Source organism: Opitutus sp. sgz309028 (assembly GCF_059821195.1).
In genome coordinates this window covers 85,879-99,354 of the sequence record NZ_JCAMRR010000003.1, presented here as the reverse complement: position 1 = coordinate 99,354, position 13,476 = coordinate 85,879, and the positions used below count along the sequence as shown (strand labels likewise).

At 65.3% G+C, this 13,476-nt stretch carries 20 protein-coding genes; 13 read left to right on the top strand and 7 right to left on the bottom strand.

The window, feature by feature from the left end; translation table 11 throughout:
* Nucleotides 1-41: 41 nt before the first annotated feature.
* The 4 genes from gluQRS to AC6RV7_RS12325 all read left to right on the top strand — a co-directional run bounded on the left by gluQRS (nucleotide 42) and on the right by AC6RV7_RS12325 (nucleotide 2,243).
* The gene (gene gluQRS, locus AC6RV7_RS12340) at nucleotides 42-956 is read left to right on the top strand and encodes a tRNA glutamyl-Q(34) synthetase GluQRS (protein WP_500094910.1); all 915 of its coding nucleotides are present in this window, start codon (nucleotides 42-44) and stop codon (nucleotides 954-956) included.
* Nucleotides 953-1,486, top strand: a complete 534-nt coding sequence (mog, locus tag AC6RV7_RS12335) for a molybdopterin adenylyltransferase (protein ID WP_500094300.1) — start codon at nucleotides 953-955, stop codon at nucleotides 1,484-1,486. The genes gluQRS and mog overlap by 4 nt, the downstream gene beginning before the upstream one ends.
* Before the next feature lie 113 nt (nucleotides 1,487-1,599).
* Entirely contained in the window at nucleotides 1,600-1,944 is a 345-nt protein-coding gene (locus AC6RV7_RS12330) for a phenylpyruvate tautomerase MIF-related protein (protein WP_500094299.1), read from the top strand.
* Nucleotides 1,945-2,015: 71 nt separating this feature from the next.
* Entirely contained in the window at nucleotides 2,016-2,243 is a 228-nt protein-coding gene (locus tag AC6RV7_RS12325) for an FmdB family zinc ribbon protein (protein ID WP_500094298.1), read from the top strand.
* A 66-nt stretch (nucleotides 2,244-2,309) separates the two neighbouring features.
* Here AC6RV7_RS12325 and AC6RV7_RS12320 read toward each other — a convergent pair whose 3' ends face one another.
* Nucleotides 2,310-2,675: a MazG-like family protein gene (locus AC6RV7_RS12320; protein ID WP_500094297.1), complete on the bottom strand. Its 366-nt coding sequence runs from the start codon at nucleotides 2,673-2,675 to the stop codon at nucleotides 2,310-2,312.
* Between the two features lie 352 nt (nucleotides 2,676-3,027).
* On the opposite strand from AC6RV7_RS12320, the gene AC6RV7_RS12315 reads away from it, so the two are divergent.
* On the top strand, nucleotides 3,028-3,429 hold the full coding sequence (locus AC6RV7_RS12315) for an Hsp20/alpha crystallin family protein (RefSeq protein ID WP_500094296.1): 402 nt from the start codon (nucleotides 3,028-3,030) through the stop codon (nucleotides 3,427-3,429).
* A 149-nt stretch (nucleotides 3,430-3,578) separates the two neighbouring features.
* Complete coding sequence (locus AC6RV7_RS12310) at nucleotides 3,579-3,773, top strand: hypothetical protein (protein ID WP_500094295.1); 195 nt, start codon at nucleotides 3,579-3,581, stop codon at nucleotides 3,771-3,773.
* Between the two features lie 53 nt (nucleotides 3,774-3,826).
* Here the strand turns inward: AC6RV7_RS12310 and AC6RV7_RS12305 are convergent, their stop codons facing one another.
* Genes AC6RV7_RS12305 through AC6RV7_RS12295 form a run of 3 tightly spaced genes read right to left on the bottom strand, consistent with a single transcriptional unit; the run spans nucleotide 3,827 to nucleotide 5,989 of the window.
* Nucleotides 3,827-4,696, bottom strand: coding sequence for a 23S rRNA (adenine(2030)-N(6))-methyltransferase RlmJ (locus AC6RV7_RS12305; RefSeq protein WP_500094294.1), 870 nt, complete (start codon nucleotides 4,694-4,696; stop codon nucleotides 3,827-3,829).
* Between the two features lie 16 nt (nucleotides 4,697-4,712).
* Entirely contained in the window at nucleotides 4,713-5,216 is a 504-nt protein-coding gene (locus AC6RV7_RS12300; protein WP_500094293.1) for a NanQ anomerase/TabA/YiaL family protein, read from the bottom strand.
* Nucleotides 5,217-5,266: 50 nt separating this feature from the next.
* Complete coding sequence (locus AC6RV7_RS12295) at nucleotides 5,267-5,989, bottom strand: hypothetical protein (RefSeq protein WP_500094292.1); 723 nt, start codon at nucleotides 5,987-5,989, stop codon at nucleotides 5,267-5,269.
* Between the two features lie 89 nt (nucleotides 5,990-6,078).
* Here AC6RV7_RS12295 and AC6RV7_RS12290 point away from each other — a divergent pair, with 89 nt between their 5' ends.
* Both AC6RV7_RS12290 and AC6RV7_RS12285 read left to right on the top strand, forming a co-directional pair.
* Nucleotides 6,079-6,906 carry a metallophosphoesterase gene (locus AC6RV7_RS12290; protein ID WP_500094291.1) on the top strand — a complete coding sequence of 276 codons (828 nt, stop codon included), beginning with the start codon at nucleotides 6,079-6,081 and terminating at the stop codon, nucleotides 6,904-6,906.
* A 20-nt stretch (nucleotides 6,907-6,926) separates the two neighbouring features.
* Complete coding sequence (locus AC6RV7_RS12285) at nucleotides 6,927-7,220, top strand: hypothetical protein (protein WP_500094290.1); 294 nt, start codon at nucleotides 6,927-6,929, stop codon at nucleotides 7,218-7,220.
* Nucleotides 7,221-7,243: 23 nt separating this feature from the next.
* Here AC6RV7_RS12285 and AC6RV7_RS12280 read toward each other — a convergent pair whose 3' ends face one another.
* Nucleotides 7,244-7,780, bottom strand: coding sequence for an NUDIX hydrolase (locus tag AC6RV7_RS12280; protein WP_500094289.1), 537 nt, complete (start codon nucleotides 7,778-7,780; stop codon nucleotides 7,244-7,246).
* A gap of 140 nt (nucleotides 7,781-7,920) precedes the next feature.
* Between AC6RV7_RS12280 and AC6RV7_RS12275 the strand changes: the two genes are divergently transcribed.
* The gene (locus tag AC6RV7_RS12275; RefSeq protein WP_500094288.1) at nucleotides 7,921-8,361 is read left to right on the top strand and encodes a hypothetical protein; all 441 of its coding nucleotides are present in this window, start codon (nucleotides 7,921-7,923) and stop codon (nucleotides 8,359-8,361) included.
* Nucleotides 8,362-8,394: 33 nt separating this feature from the next.
* On the opposite strand, the gene AC6RV7_RS12270 is transcribed toward AC6RV7_RS12275, so the two are convergent.
* On the bottom strand, nucleotides 8,395-8,931 hold the full coding sequence (locus AC6RV7_RS12270; protein WP_500094287.1) for a DUF192 domain-containing protein: 537 nt from the start codon (nucleotides 8,929-8,931) through the stop codon (nucleotides 8,395-8,397).
* Between the two features lie 46 nt (nucleotides 8,932-8,977).
* Here AC6RV7_RS12270 and AC6RV7_RS12265 point away from each other — a divergent pair, with 46 nt between their 5' ends.
* From AC6RV7_RS12265 to AC6RV7_RS12250, 4 genes are all read left to right on the top strand, one after another.
* Nucleotides 8,978-10,117: a M24 family metallopeptidase gene (locus AC6RV7_RS12265; protein WP_500094286.1), complete on the top strand. Its 1,140-nt coding sequence runs from the start codon at nucleotides 8,978-8,980 to the stop codon at nucleotides 10,115-10,117.
* A 31-nt stretch (nucleotides 10,118-10,148) separates the two neighbouring features.
* Nucleotides 10,149-10,988: an Fpg/Nei family DNA glycosylase gene (locus AC6RV7_RS12260; RefSeq protein ID WP_500094285.1), complete on the top strand. Its 840-nt coding sequence runs from the start codon at nucleotides 10,149-10,151 to the stop codon at nucleotides 10,986-10,988.
* On the top strand, nucleotides 10,985-11,797 hold the full coding sequence (locus AC6RV7_RS12255; protein ID WP_500094284.1) for a TlyA family RNA methyltransferase: 813 nt from the start codon (nucleotides 10,985-10,987) through the stop codon (nucleotides 11,795-11,797). The genes AC6RV7_RS12260 and AC6RV7_RS12255 overlap by 4 nt, the downstream gene beginning before the upstream one ends.
* Nucleotides 11,798-11,971: 174 nt before the next feature.
* The gene (locus AC6RV7_RS12250) at nucleotides 11,972-12,823 is read left to right on the top strand and encodes an NAD(+)/NADH kinase (RefSeq protein ID WP_500094283.1); all 852 of its coding nucleotides are present in this window, start codon (nucleotides 11,972-11,974) and stop codon (nucleotides 12,821-12,823) included.
* A 56-nt stretch (nucleotides 12,824-12,879) separates the two neighbouring features.
* Here AC6RV7_RS12250 and AC6RV7_RS12245 read toward each other — a convergent pair whose 3' ends face one another.
* Nucleotides 12,880-13,134 carry a hypothetical protein gene (locus AC6RV7_RS12245; protein ID WP_500094282.1) on the bottom strand — a complete coding sequence of 85 codons (255 nt, stop codon included), beginning with the start codon at nucleotides 13,132-13,134 and terminating at the stop codon, nucleotides 12,880-12,882.
* Between the last annotated feature and the right edge of the window lie 342 nt (nucleotides 13,135-13,476).

Below are 13,476 nucleotides of genomic sequence, written 5' to 3'. Positions count from 1 at the left end.
GTGTTGAGAGTTGAGAGATCAAACCCAAAGCTTCCGCCGCTCTGTCCTTCGACCCTCCAACTTCAAACTCAGTCCCGCCGCCGCATGCGGCGTATCGCGGACGCCTGGCGCCGTCGCCGACCGGCTACTTGCATCTCGGCCACGCGCGCACGTTCTGGGTCGCGGGCGAACGCGCCCGCGCGGCCGGCGGCACGCTGGTGCTGCGCAACGACGATCTCGACACCGCCCGCTGCCGCCCGGAGTTCGTCGCCGCCATGCTGGAGGATCTCCGCTGGCTCGGCCTGCGCTGGAGCGAAGGCCCGGATCTCGGCGGCCCGCAGGCGCCGTATGACCAAAGCCGCCGGCGCGAACACTACCGTCGCGCGCTCGCGCAGCTGCACGCCGCGGGACTGATTTTCCCCTGCATGCGCTCGCGCCGCGACGTCCTCGAAGCGGCCACGGCGCCGCACGCGGACGACGAGCCGGTTTATCCGCCGTCGTTCCGGCCGCCGACGAACGCACCGCTGCCGCCGCTCGGCGACACGATTTCCGTGAACTGGCGCTTCCGCGTGCCGGAGGGCGAAGAGGTCGCGTTTCACGATTCGCACTTTGGTCCGCAGCGCGCGATCGCCGGCCGCGACTTCGGGGATTTTCTCGTCTGGCGCAAAGACGACATGCCGAGCTACCAGCTCGCGTGCGCGGTCGACGACGCCGCGATGGGTATCACGGAGGTCGTGCGCGGCGCGGACCTGATCAAATCCACCTTCCGTCAGATTCTGCTGCTACGCGCGCTCGGGCACGACGTGCCGGCTTATCATCATTGTCCGCTCGTCACCGACGATCGCGGCGAACGGCTCGCCAAGCGCCACGACGCGCTCAGTCTCCGCGCGCTGCGCGAGCGGGGTGTCAGCGCCGCGGACGTCGTGCGCGAGTTCAATCTCAACCCGACCGAATTCTCGATTTCTCCGTCCCCATGATCCGCCTCGGCATCCTCAACATCTCCGACCGCGCCAGCGCCGGCATCTACGCCGACGAACCGGGCCAGGCCTGCCTTGCGCTGCTGCGCGAATGGCTCGCGACGCCCTTCGAACCGGACTACCGGATCGTGCCCGACGAACGCGACGTCATTGAAAAAGAACTACGCCGCCTGGCCGACGAGGTCGGTTGCCCGCTGGTCGTCACCACCGGCGGCACCGGGCCGGCCGTTCGCGATGTCACGCCCGAGGCCACGCGCGCGGTGATCGAGAAAGAGCTGCCCGGCTTCGGCGAACTGATGCGCGCCGCGTCGTTGCGCCACGTGCCGACCGCGATCCTTTCGCGGCAGACGGCCGGAATCCGCGGCCGCACGCTGATCGTGAACCTGCCCGGCCGGCCGAAGGCGATTCGCGAGAATCTCGAAGCGGTGTTTCCCGCGATTCCCTATTGCATCGATTTGATCGGCGGCCCGCGACTGGAGACGAACGAAGCGGTGATGAAGGCGTTTCGGCCAAAATCCGGACCGGCGTAGTCGATTCGCGGGAGAGCGCGATCGGGCGTGGTCCCGATTTGCGCGCGGCCGGAAAACGCGGCACACTTCGGGCGTCGGCCGCCCCGTTGAACCCCGTTCAAATTCGCCCCGCCATGCCCTACCTCAAAATCCAGACCAATCTTCCACTCACCGAGAAAGCCGAGGAGACCGTGTTGCGCAGCGCCTCGGCGCTCGTCGCCCGCGAGCTGGAGAAGTCGGAAGATTTCGTGATGATCGCGCTGCAACCCGACACGCCGATGCTCTTTGCCGGCTCGGACGCGCCGGTCGCGTTTCTCGAGCTCAAATCCATCGCGCTGCCCGCGCGACGAACCAAGAGCCTGAGCGCCGCACTCTGCGGGCTGATCGAGGAACATCTCGGGATTCCCAAGGACCGCGTTTACGTGAAGTTCATCGACGTGAGCCGCGGAATGTGGGGCTGGAAAGGCGACGTTTTTTGACGCGCCGTTTCGTAGGTTGCGCGCCGCGGATTTCTTGATCCCTGTGCCATGAGTCCGATTACTGAACCGCGATGGCCACCTACGTCTACGAAACGATTCCGCTCCTGCCCGGCGTCGAGCCGCGTCGCTTCGAAGTGCAGCAATCGATGAAGGAGGCGGCGCTGACGCGCGATCCAGCGACCGGTGAGCCGGTGCGCCGCGTGATTGTCGGCGGCTTCGGCTACGCCGCGCAGAAATCCGCCGCGTCTCCATCCGCGCCACCGGCGAGTTGCGGCCCGCGCTGCGCCTGCTGCCGGTAGTGCCGCGGGGCTCGCGTGCGTGGGGGCGCCTCGCCTCGGCACGAGTCGACCGCCGCAGCCACAGCGTCAGAGTTCGGTGTATTTGTCAGCGCGGCCGCGTGCTTTTTCGACGGGATATTTTTTCGCGTTGGCCGCCATTTTCGCTTCGATGGCGGCGGCGAGGTCGAGCCCGCTGACGTTCGCAAACTCGAGCGAGTAGATGACGATGTCGGCGAGTTCCTCGGCGATCTTCGCCCGTTTCGCCGAATCTTTCACGACCTCGCGCGACACCTCCGACGTGGCCCAGAGGAAATGCTCCATCAGCTCCGCCGCCTCCGCCGCGAGCGCCATGCTGAGATTCTTCGGCGCGTGAAACTGCTCCCATTCGCGCTCGCGGGCAAAGGCCAGCACTCGCGACTTCAACTCCTGGACGGTGGTGGTGGCGTCGTTCATGCCGCCGACGCTGTCGACCGGCACAGCGTCACGCAATCTTCACCATTATACGCAAGTTCATACTTGGCATGCCGGCTGCATTGTGCAGGGTGAAACACGTTCCAATGACCGTTACGCGCAAACATCTCCGCGGCTCCGCCGGCACTTCGTCTACGAAGGCCGTCGCTTGCTATTGCCGCGTCCAGATGCGTGCGGTCTCCCAATATTGGAGCAAACAGCATCAGACCGGCACGGGCTGTCAGGCCTAAACCTCCGTTTTAACGGATCCAGTTTAGAAACCACCTGAAGCCCGGCGGCATCAAGCCCCGAGGAGCGCACTCCTTTTTGTCCTCAACCTCCTTCCAATTTTCCCATGCATACGATCATCCAAACCTCCCGTCCCGCCCATCGCACTCGCCGCGCGGCTTCGTCGTCGTCCACGCCGAAATTCCGTCAGCCGAGCTACGATTGCCGGGAACTCCCGGACGCCGTGAAGCTCACGGTGTACGTCCCGGGCGTCGACGAGTCCGGAGTGGAGATCGAGGCGCGCGGCCCCGATCTGCTGATCACCGCTCGCAAGGCGCATTTCGTCCGGGTGAACTGGCACGCCCTGCATCTGGAAAGCGCGCAGCGCGACTACCAGCTGCGGCTCCGGCTGGGTCACGGCATCGACTATCCGGCGCTGCACGCCGAGATCGCCGAAGGCGTGCTCACCATCGAGCTGCCGAAGCGTCATTCTTTGGAGGATACGCTTCTCACCCGTCGCGTCGCATAAACGTCCCGGCGGCGGGAGAGCGTCGGGCTTCGCCTCCGCTCTTCCCCCGCCCTCCGACTCTCCTCGCGCGACGTCACGATTTCGTGACGCTGCACTTTTTCTCTAACTTTTTGGCACCTTGACCCGATATTTTTGTCACCCTCCCCATCATGCCGTTCCCCGCTCCATATCATGAAACGCCGCCCGCTCAGGCGCCGGCGGCGATTGTGCGGGTTTTGAATCGCGAAGACATCCAGTGGAATCGTCCTCTCTTCAAAGCGCCGCCGTTGAACGTTGTCCCGCCCGTCGCTGACGTGGCTGAACTCGCTCGCGCCGTGCGAAAACCTGACGCCATCGCGGGCTGACGCCCACGATTCCCTCCTTTTCCCAGCGGCGGCCTTCGGGCCGCCGCTTTTTTTTAGCGTTCAGGCACCAGCCACTCCAGCCGGTGCGCCGCGCCCGGTGATTGCGCGAGCAAGCCCGTAAGTTCCGCGAGCAGCGGCCGCGCCGTTTCCTCGAAACGCCAGGGCGGATTGATCACGACGAGGCCGCAGCCGTTCATCTTCGGTCCCGCGTCCGCGCCCGCGACCGTCAACTCGAGCATCAGCGTCGGCGGCAGCGTCAGCGCTCCCAGTTCCTCGAAAAACCGGTCCACGCGCGCCCGCTCCGTCAGCGGATACCAGATCGCAAAGGTGCCGGCCGGAAGCCGGTGCAGCCCTTCGCGCACCGCGGTCACAATCGCCGCGAACTCGCCTTTCGCCTCGAAGGGCGGGTCGATCAGCACCAGCGCCCGACGCTCCGGCGGCGGCAGCATCGCCCGCACGGCCACGTAACCATCCATTTCATGCACCGACGCCCGCGGTGTCTCCCGCAGTTCGGCGCTCAGCGCCAGAAATTCGTCCGGATGCTTCTCGCACAACGCCAGCCGGTCCTGCGACCGCGCCAGCATCCGCGCCAGCGCCGGCGATCCGGGATAATACCGGCACGTTTCCGCGGTATTGCCCGCTTCGCGATCGAAACGCCGCACGAGTTCCCGGTAATCCGCGAGCGCTCCCTGCAGATCGTCCCGCGCCCACAAGCGGCCGATTCCCTCCGGCCATTCGGGCCGGCGCTCCAGCGTGTCGCCCCGCCCGGCCGCGCCGAGATCGTAGCGACCGCGGCCGGCATGCGTATCCAGAAACAGGAAACCTTTCGCCTTCTGCTGCAGCGCGCGGATCAGCGGCACCAGCAGGGCGTGCTTCACCACGTCGGCAAAATTGCCGGCGTGAAACTGGTGGCGGTAGTTCATGCTCCGCGCAACGTCTTCAGCTCCCCGCGACCGGCACCTTGATCACGGTTTTTCGCACGATCCCGCTGCCGCTCTCCGTTTCCAGACAGGGCATGTGCACGTCCGCCGGAAAAAAGATCGCCGCGTCGCCCGCGCGCAACCGCAGCCGGGACGCGCCCCCGACGTCCTGATGCACGATGAGATCACGCTCCTCCTGAAACGGCTGCTTCACCACGCAGTGCGCGAGGTCCGCCACCTCGATCCACTCCTCGCCTTCGACGATCACCTGCACGTCGATCATCTTGCGGTGCGACTCGAAAAAACCGTCGGCGCGCGCCTTCGTGCGATAAACCTGCTCCATCGCAAACGCGCCGCCGGCGAGCTCGATCTTCTGCGTTTCCCCCACGGGGATGCCGCGAATCCGCTTCGCCGCGTCCGAGCCGCCGCGCAGCAGCTCGTCGAGATACGCGAACGCCGCCGCAAATTTCTCCGCCGGCGCGACCTGCGTCCGGATCGTTTCCAGGGTGCCAAAGAGAGCCATGCCGCAATCCATGGCGCAGGCCGCGGACTGGCAAGCGCCGAAACCCCGCGTCAACCGCCCAACGTCGTCGCCGGCATCGCAAAGGTCTCCGGCGGCGGCTCCAAAATCGGCAGCACCTGCCGCAGCACCGTTTCCCGCAAAAGACGTCCGTCCGCGAAAACCTGGATCTGAAACGGCAGGAGAATGCCCGCCACCGGCCGGAAATCGTCGTAACGCGTCTCCATGGTCACCTGCCGCCCACGCGCATTGGTCTGCTGCGTGACGCGCGCGACGACAAAATACGTTTCCGGATCGACGAGGAGAAAACTCGGTTCCTCGCCGGGACGCGTCACCAGCACCTTGAACGCCGTCCGCTCCTGCCACGCCACTTCGCCCGCAAAATCCAGCGCGTAACCGCGCTCGGGCAAACTCGCGAGCGGGTCGTCGAACTCCGCGTCCGCCTTGAACGCCCGCGCGTCGGCAGGCGTGAGCGCTTTCGCCGTCGCGCCGTCAAATTGCCATGCATGGTCCCCGTCGGTCGCCTGCACCAGCTCGCGACCCTCCGAGCGGATCCGCACGTGCACGCGGTTGGGCCGCGCCGCGATCAGCTCGAACTCTAGCTCGCTGCCGTCCGAGAGCACCGTGCCCGTCGCCCGCATCGCCCGCCACCGATCGAGCCGCTCGCGCCCACCAATCGCCTCGGTGTGGATTCGCGCGAGCTCCTCGGCATCCTCCGCGCGAGCGGAAAGGACAATCAACAACAGCAACACCGACACGAAGCGAAGCGGACGCATACTCTTCACTTTCCCAATTCTCGTTTCCCAGCACAAGAGCCTAAAGCGTTGCGCGAACCGCGGCGGTGCGTTCAGGTCCGTTCCCGTCCGTGTCCGTCTCCGTCCTCCGCATCTTCTCCGACCTCCATTACTGCGATCGCGCCAGCCGCGTGACAACGCTGTCGAGCCTCGCGCCGCTGTTCGACGGAGCCGACAAGGTCGTGTTCAACGGCGACACGCTCGACACCCGGCCCAATCACAACGGTCTTCGTCCGCAGGAGGTCGCACAGGAAGTTCGCGATTTTCTCGCGCGCCACGCTCCGCCCACGACGTTGGTCACGGGCAACCACGATCCCGATGTCTCGGCTCACCACCATCTGGAGTTTTCTCAGGGAGAAGTGCTCGTCACGCACGGCGATGCCTTGTTCGAGGATCTGGTTCCGTGGGGACGCGATGCCGCACTCGCCCGTCGCCTCGTCGCCCAGGAACTCGCCCGACTTTCTCCCCCGGAGCGCGCGCAACTGCCCACCTGTCTCGGCGCCTACCGCCGCGCCGCCGCCGCGATTCCCCAGCGCCATCAATCCGAGCGCCGCCGCCTCCGCTACATTGTCAGTTATGTTTTGGACACGCTCTGGCCGCCGACGCGCGTGTGGCGTGTGATTCAGGCCTGGCGCCAGACACCCGCGCGGGCCGACACCTTTGTCCGCCAGTTTCGTCCGCAGGCGCGTTTTCTCGTGATGGGACACACCCACCGGCTCGGCTTCGTGCGCACGCCGTCGGGATTGATCGTGCTCAACACCGGCGCGTTCTGCCCGCCGGGCGGTCCCGGCTTGGTCGAGATCCGCGAGGGTCGATTAACGTTGCGACGAATCGAATCGCGCGGCGGCGAATACCGCATCGGCGAACGCCTCGCGGAGTTTGCGCTGGCGCCAACCTGACCTCCGCCAACACTGCGGCCATGGGCATCGAGTTCGGTTGGTGGAACAAAGATCCGGAACGCGGCAAATACCAGGTCGCGGTCGTCATTCACGGCGGCAACATCCAATGGACCCGCCATCAGGGTCATCACACGTCGTGGGAGCCGCACACGCCCAGCGACGAGGATCGCGAGCGACTCGTGCAGGAAGCCGAGCGTCGCCTGCCGCGCCGGCTGATCACCCAGAAGCAATTCGACGAAATCAAACGTCTCAGCGAACAATCCGGCCCCGGCGGAATCTCCGGGCGTCGTTATCGACCTTCGCCAGAGCTGTAGTTACCGATGGCTGGCGTGAGCGCTCAGGCCGAGGCCGCGCGCTCACTTGCCAGCGTTTTCGCAGCGATCGGCCACAACAGCCGAAACGCCGGGCAATAGTCTTCCGGCTTCGCGGCAATCCGCGCCGTCACCTCCTCCGACGACAACCAGTCGCCGCCTTCAATCTCTTCGGGATGGAGAACAAACGGCCCGCCCGAACGCAGCCGGTAAATCCAGCAAAATTCCCAGCCCGTCTCCGCGCAGGCCTCGATCCGAAACCACCGCTGCGGCGGCTCCGCCACGGTCAGCCCGAGCTCTTCCTGCAACTCCCGCACCGCCGCCGGATCGTAATCCTCGCCCGCGTCCAGGTGACCCGAACACGAGGAGTTCCACAGCCCCGGCGACGTGTCTTTCGTCATCGATCGTTTCTGCAGAAACAGCCGTCCGTGTTCGTCGAATACGAGGATGTGCACCGCGCGATGCAGCAAGTTGCGCGCGTGGACGTCGCGCCGCAGGGCGCGGCCCACAGGCTCGTCGCGCTCGTTCACCACATCGAACCACTCGAGATCGGTCGAAGACACGCGGCACAGGAAGCACATGATTCGTAACGAGTCCAGCGGCCGCCCTGGCCGCCCTCGCCAGCGCCGCAAACCCGTCGAAGATTTGGCTTGGTCAGCCGCGCGTTTGCGGCGATTGGTTTTCTTTTCCCTCCCAAGTTCCCATGCCGAAAATCGATGTCAGCAAGGTCGCGGAAATCCTGAAGAAGAACGAACTCGAGCCTTCCCTGCTCCGACGCGTCATCGAGGAACTCAACCTCGCCGTGCAGCCCGAGACTGAGGAAGACAAGCCGCCGCCGCTCAAGAAGCAGTTCGTCATCCTCGTCTCCGATCCCGAGAGCCAGCTGCCGCCGAAAATCGATTTCACCGGCTGGGTGCTTCAGATTCCCGAGGACGAAAGTCCCGCGACCACGCAGGACCGGATTTTCCGCGCGGTTTACGATTACAACGCGACACGCAAGGGCCGCCTTTATCCCGCGAAAACCGTCGGCGAGGCGCTCGAAAACGTCCCCGCCAAGCACTTCAAGGAAACGGAGGTCTGGGTGAAAACCAAGACGCCCGTGATCCTCCTGAAAACGGACAACGAGATCCCAAAGGACGAATAACGTCCGTGCGGCCCGCCCTCTTTCGCGGGCGCGTCAGTTCTCCAGTCCGTAACGCCGCGGCTCGAAGCCGCGCGCCTGCAACGCCGCGCGCAGGGCGTCCATGTCGAGCTCCGCGCCCGGCTTCACGCCGTTCTCGCGGAACCAGCCTTGATTCATTTCCAACGCGAGCGACAGCAGCGTGCTCCGCGAGCGCACCGGCGTCTCGTCGTAGGGATACAGCGGATAAATTTCCTCGAGCATCCCGTGCGCATTGAAAAATCCGATATCGAGGGGCGTCGGCGTATTGCGCATCCAAAAGCTCATTTGCTGCGGCCGGTTGTAAACGAACAGCATCCCTTCGTCGCGCCCGAGATCGCGCCGCTCCATCAGGCCGCGCTCCATCTCCGGCATGAGCACCGCGAGCTGCATCTGCACGGGCTTTCCGCCCACGCGGATCTCGAAATGGTCGGCAACCGTCTTCGGCTTCTGCTCTGTCGGCGCGCGCTCGTCGTCGCACCCCGCCCACGCCAGCAGCGCGAGCAGCACACCGAGCCATCGAATCGAGGAGCAAACCGGATTTGCGTTTTTCACCGCCCGGGTGGCTAATGCGCGCTTCCCGTCAGTTCAATCTCTTCCCGTGCCTCGCTCCACGCCTCCTCCGCTCCTCTTCGCCGACACGAGCAACGCCGACCAGCTCTATTTCAGCCGCGTCGACGTCCACGATCCGTTCATCGCCTTCGCCGCCGGCGGCCGCCGTATCACCGTCCAGAGCGCCCTCGAGTTCGGCCGGATCAAGAAAGCGAGGACGTTCCACGCGGTGCTCCCGCTCGAAGTCTGGCGCGCCCGCGCCGCGAAGCGTTTTCCCGATCGCAAGGTCGGCCCCGCCGAAATCATCGCCGAACTCGCCCGCGCTCATCGCATCAAGCGCTTCCGCGTCGCCGACGACTTTCCCGCCGCGCTCTTCGTCAAACTCAACGCTCTCGGCGTCACGCTCGAGCTCGCCGACGGCCCGCTGTTTCCTGAACGCGAAATCAAATCCGCCGCCGAAGCCGCCGCCATTCGCGAGGGCAACCGGCTCTGCTCGGTCGGTTTTAAAATCGCCGAAGACATCCTGCATCGCGCCCAGCCGCGCGGGCGTTCCTTGATCTTCGAAAAACGCCCGCTCACGTCGGAGCGCCTGCGCTTCGCGATCGAGTCCGCGATCATGGCCGAGGGCGGACAGGCCAATGACACCACCATCGTCGCCGGCGGCGACCAGGCCTGCGATCCGCACGAGCGCGGCTCCGGCCCGCTGCGTCCGCACGACCTGATCATCATCGATATTTTTCCGCGCGTCACGAAAACCGGTTATTTCGGCGACATGACCCGCACCTTTCTCCGCGGCCGCGCGAGCGACGCCCAGCGCCGGCTCGTCGCGTCCGTGCGCGAGGCCCAACTCGCCGCGCTCGGCGCGATTCGCGGGGGCGTCGACGGCCGCGAGGTCCATCAACGCGTCCTCGCCATCTTCGAGCGCGACGGTTTCGAAACGCGGCACACGAAATCCGGCTCGGTCGGATTTTTCCACGGCACGGGTCACGGTCTCGGTCTCGCCGTTCACGAGGCGCCGCGGATCAGCAGCGCCGTTTCCCAGCCATTGAAAAAAGGCGCGGTCGTCACCGTCGAGCCGGGACTGTATTATCCCGGGCTCGGCGGCTGCCGCATCGAGGACGTCGTGCAGGTCACCGCGCGCGCGCCGCGTCTGCTGTCACAGCACGGCTACGACTGGGAAATCCGCTGAGGCCGCCTCCGCGTTTTCGCCGCCGCCGTTCATGCCCGAACTCGCCGAGGTCGAATTCTTCCGCAAGCGCTGGCACCAGGCCGCCGTCGGCCAGCGCGTCGCGCGCGTCCTGCTGCATCCGCGCGCCAAAGTCTTTCGCGGCACCGATCCGCACGCGATCGCCGACGCCCTCGCCGGCACGCGTTTCGCATCCTCTGCCGCCGCCGCGAAACAGATGCTCTTTCGCTTCGACGCGGATCGCTGGCTCGGCGTTCACCTCGGCATGAGCGGCGATCTTTACGCGCAGCCGCCCGACTATACCCCCGCGAAACACGACCACCTCGTGCTCGCGATGGAGCGCTGCGCGCTGGTGTTTTCGGATCCGCGGATGTTCGGACGCGTGCAGTTTCACCGCGGCGAGGACGCGCCGGATTGGTGGACGCAGATCGCGCCGCCGATCCTGTCGCGCGCGTTCACCGTCGCAGCCGTATCCGACTTTCTGCGACGCCGCGCGCGCGCGCCGATCAAATCCGTCCTGCTCATGCAGGAGCGCTTCCCCGGGATCGGCAACTGGATGGCCGACGAAATCCTCTGGCGCGCGGCGCTGCATCCGCAACGCGCCGCCGGCTCGCTCGACGCCGCGGAGATCAAGACGCTTTGGCGCGAATGCCGCCACGTCGCCCGGCTCGCGCTCGACAAGATCGCCGGCCGCGGCGAGGAGCTGCCGCCCGACCTCAACGTCAACATTCCCGATTCCTGGCTGTTTCACCACCGCTGGCGCGACGGTGGCAGGTGCCCGCTCACGGGCGTGAAACTGCGCCGCACCGACATCGGCGGCCGCACCACCTGCTGGTCGCCCGCGCGACAGAAGTTGAAAGGAGCCCGCGCATGAGCGGCGCGAAACGCATTCGTCTCGACGAGCTCCTCGTCGCCCGCGGACTCGTCGAGTCGCGCGCGCAGGCGAAGGCGTTGATCATGAGCGGACGTGTCCGTCGCGGCACCGAACGGCTCGACAAGCCGGGCAAGGAGTTTCCCGCCGACCTGGAGCTTACGGTCGACCAGCCGCCGCGTTTCGTCTCCCGCGGCGGCGAAAAACTCGCCGGCGCGATCGAGCGCTTCGCTCTGGATTTCCGCGGAGCGCACGTGCTCGACGTCGGCGCGTCGACCGGCGGTTTCACCGATTGCGCGTTGCAGGCCGGCGCGGCTGATGTCGTCTGCGTCGATGTCGGCCGCGCGCAATTGCACGCGAAGCTCCGCGGCGATCCGCGCGTCACGAATTTGGAGAAGATCAACGCCCGCCATCTCACCGCCGCGGATCTCCCGCGGAGCGCCTTCGACGCGATCGTGATGGACCTGTCGTTCATTTCCCTGAAAGCCGTGCTGCCGGCGGTGTGGCCGCTGCTGCGCGCGGGCGGAACGCTGGTCGCGCTCGTGAAGCCGCAGTTCGAGGCCGGGAAAGAGGAAGTCGACAAAGGCCGTGGCGTGATCCGCGATCCGGCGGTGCAGCAGGCCGCGCTCGACGGCGTGCGCGAGTTCGCGCTGGCCGAACTCCCCCACGCGCAACTCGTCGGCACCATGGACTCCCCGATCACCGGCGCCGACGGCAACCGCGAATTCCTCCTCGCCCTCCGCCACCCTTCGCCCACTCCCCTCCCTCCCGCCAGCTCCACCCTTCCGCCCATCTCCCCCGCCTCTCCGTGAGCAACCCAAACCAGAGTGTCATATAATAGATGACACTCTGGTTTGGCGCTTCGCGTGGAAGGCGCGGGCACATCGGCGGCTCGGCGAGCGGCGGCGGGCGCAAGCGGGCGGAAGGTTGGCGAGGCGCATATTCGAATCGATTCGCAGAGATTCGTGGTTTCACTGACAGCGCACATGAAGCCCATTCGGAAAATCGCGTTCGTGGTGAACGAGGAAAAGCACGGCGCGCCCGAGCTCGGCGAGGAGCTGGCTGCCGCCGCCCGCGGCCATGGCCTGAAGGTCAAAACAACGTCCGACTTTCCGCTCAAGAAAGGCTACCTGCGCGGCATGGACGCCTGCTGCGTGATCGGCGGCGACGGCACGCTGCTGGGTGTCGCCCGCGAGGCGGCGCATTTCCAAGTGCCGATCATCGGGGTGAATCGCGGCAGTCTCGGATTTCTCACGACGTTTTCCGCCGACGAGGCGCGCGCGCATTTCGTCGAGTTGCTCGGGGGCAAATATCGAATCGCACGACGCTCGCTGCTCGAGTGCTGCACCGGCCCAGGCTCGCACGATCTCGCGCTCAACGACGTGCTCGTGAAAAACGAGGTCAACTCGCGGCTCGTGCAGCTCGAAGTTTACGCCGACGACGAGCTCGTCACGAACTACACCTGCGACGGTCTTATTTTTTCCACGCCGACCGGCTCGACCGCCTACAATCTTTCCGCCGGCGGCCCGCTCGTCCATCCGGACGCCGCGGTGATCGCGATGACGCCGATCTGTCCGCACACGCTCAGTAATCGCTCGATCATTTTCCGCGATCGCGTGTGCCTGCGGGTGTTCAACCGCTCCAACCACTCGCGCCTGCTGGTGGCGATGGATGGGCAACGCGATCTGAAAGTCGGCATCGATTCGCCGATCGAGATCACGATTTCAAAACTGCAGCTGCCGCTCGTCCAAGCGGTCACGTATTCGCACTTCTCGGTCGTGCGCACGAAGCTGAAGTGGAGCGGCGCACTGCACGACGAGAGCAAGACGCGCACATAAAAAAACCCCGGCATTGCTGCCGGGGTCAGCACCCACGCAAAAGGAACGGCGGCCGCCTACTTGGCGGCTTCCGCGTCGGAGGACTTCTTGGCTTTTTTCTGCGCCCGCTCCTCGCGACTCTTGGCTTTGTCCGCTTCCCAAGCGGCTTTTTCCTCATCGTTGAGGCGACCGTCTTTGTCGACGTCATACTTTTTCAAGGTGCGTTTGCCGACCTTCTGCTCCTTGGCTTCGTCTTTCGCGGTCATCGCCGGCAGGGCCCAAATGCTCGCGACGGCGAGCAGGATCATCACTTTGAGGTTTTTGGTTTTCATAGGGTAACGAGCGCCACCCTATTAACGCATCAATATTGCACCAGCCTAAACGCATATTCATGGCCGTTTTGATGTCATAAACCGCCTCGGCCTAGATCTAGACTCGCCGCACCGCGGCGACTTGCCCGCGGAAAACATGGAATTCACGGCAGAACCTGGCGTTTGGAACCACGAAACACACGAAAGAACACCGGGACTCGGATTAACCGCGAAGGTCACGAAGGATTCGCGAAGAAAAGCCGAGATGCGGCGAGCTTATCGTCAACGCCGATTGAGTTTACTCATCGGCGACAACCATTTCTCCCACCATCTGCGGAGTAGTTTGAGGGCGTGGCAGTGCCA

Coding starts and splice junctions, on each gene's coding strand:
- AC6RV7_RS12255 (WP_500094284.1), top strand. CDS start 10,985: ATGAGCGGCGCGAAACGCATTCGTCTCGACGAGCTCCTCGTCGCCCGC.
- AC6RV7_RS12330 (WP_500094299.1), top strand. CDS start 1,600: ATGCCCTACCTCAAAATCCAGACCAATCTTCCACTCACCGAGAAAGCC.
- AC6RV7_RS12300 (WP_500094293.1), bottom strand. CDS start 5,216: ATGGCTCTCTTTGGCACCCTGGAAACGATCCGGACGCAGGTCGCGCCG.
- AC6RV7_RS12295 (WP_500094292.1), bottom strand. CDS start 5,989: ATGCGTCCGCTTCGCTTCGTGTCGGTGTTGCTGTTGTTGATTGTCCTT.
- AC6RV7_RS12325 (WP_500094298.1), top strand. CDS start 2,016: ATGGCCACCTACGTCTACGAAACGATTCCGCTCCTGCCCGGCGTCGAG.
- AC6RV7_RS12315 (WP_500094296.1), top strand. CDS start 3,028: ATGCATACGATCATCCAAACCTCCCGTCCCGCCCATCGCACTCGCCGC.
- mog (WP_500094300.1), top strand. CDS start 953: ATGATCCGCCTCGGCATCCTCAACATCTCCGACCGCGCCAGCGCCGGC.
- AC6RV7_RS12285 (WP_500094290.1), top strand. CDS start 6,927: ATGGGCATCGAGTTCGGTTGGTGGAACAAAGATCCGGAACGCGGCAAA.
- AC6RV7_RS12245 (WP_500094282.1), bottom strand. CDS start 13,134: ATGAAAACCAAAAACCTCAAAGTGATGATCCTGCTCGCCGTCGCGAGC.
- AC6RV7_RS12250 (WP_500094283.1), top strand. CDS start 11,972: ATGAAGCCCATTCGGAAAATCGCGTTCGTGGTGAACGAGGAAAAGCAC.
- AC6RV7_RS12305 (WP_500094294.1), bottom strand. CDS start 4,696: ATGAACTACCGCCACCAGTTTCACGCCGGCAATTTTGCCGACGTGGTG.
- AC6RV7_RS12320 (WP_500094297.1), bottom strand. CDS start 2,675: ATGAACGACGCCACCACCACCGTCCAGGAGTTGAAGTCGCGAGTGCTG.
- AC6RV7_RS12275 (WP_500094288.1), top strand. CDS start 7,921: ATGCCGAAAATCGATGTCAGCAAGGTCGCGGAAATCCTGAAGAAGAAC.
- AC6RV7_RS12310 (WP_500094295.1), top strand. CDS start 3,579: ATGCCGTTCCCCGCTCCATATCATGAAACGCCGCCCGCTCAGGCGCCG.
- AC6RV7_RS12260 (WP_500094285.1), top strand. CDS start 10,149: ATGCCCGAACTCGCCGAGGTCGAATTCTTCCGCAAGCGCTGGCACCAG.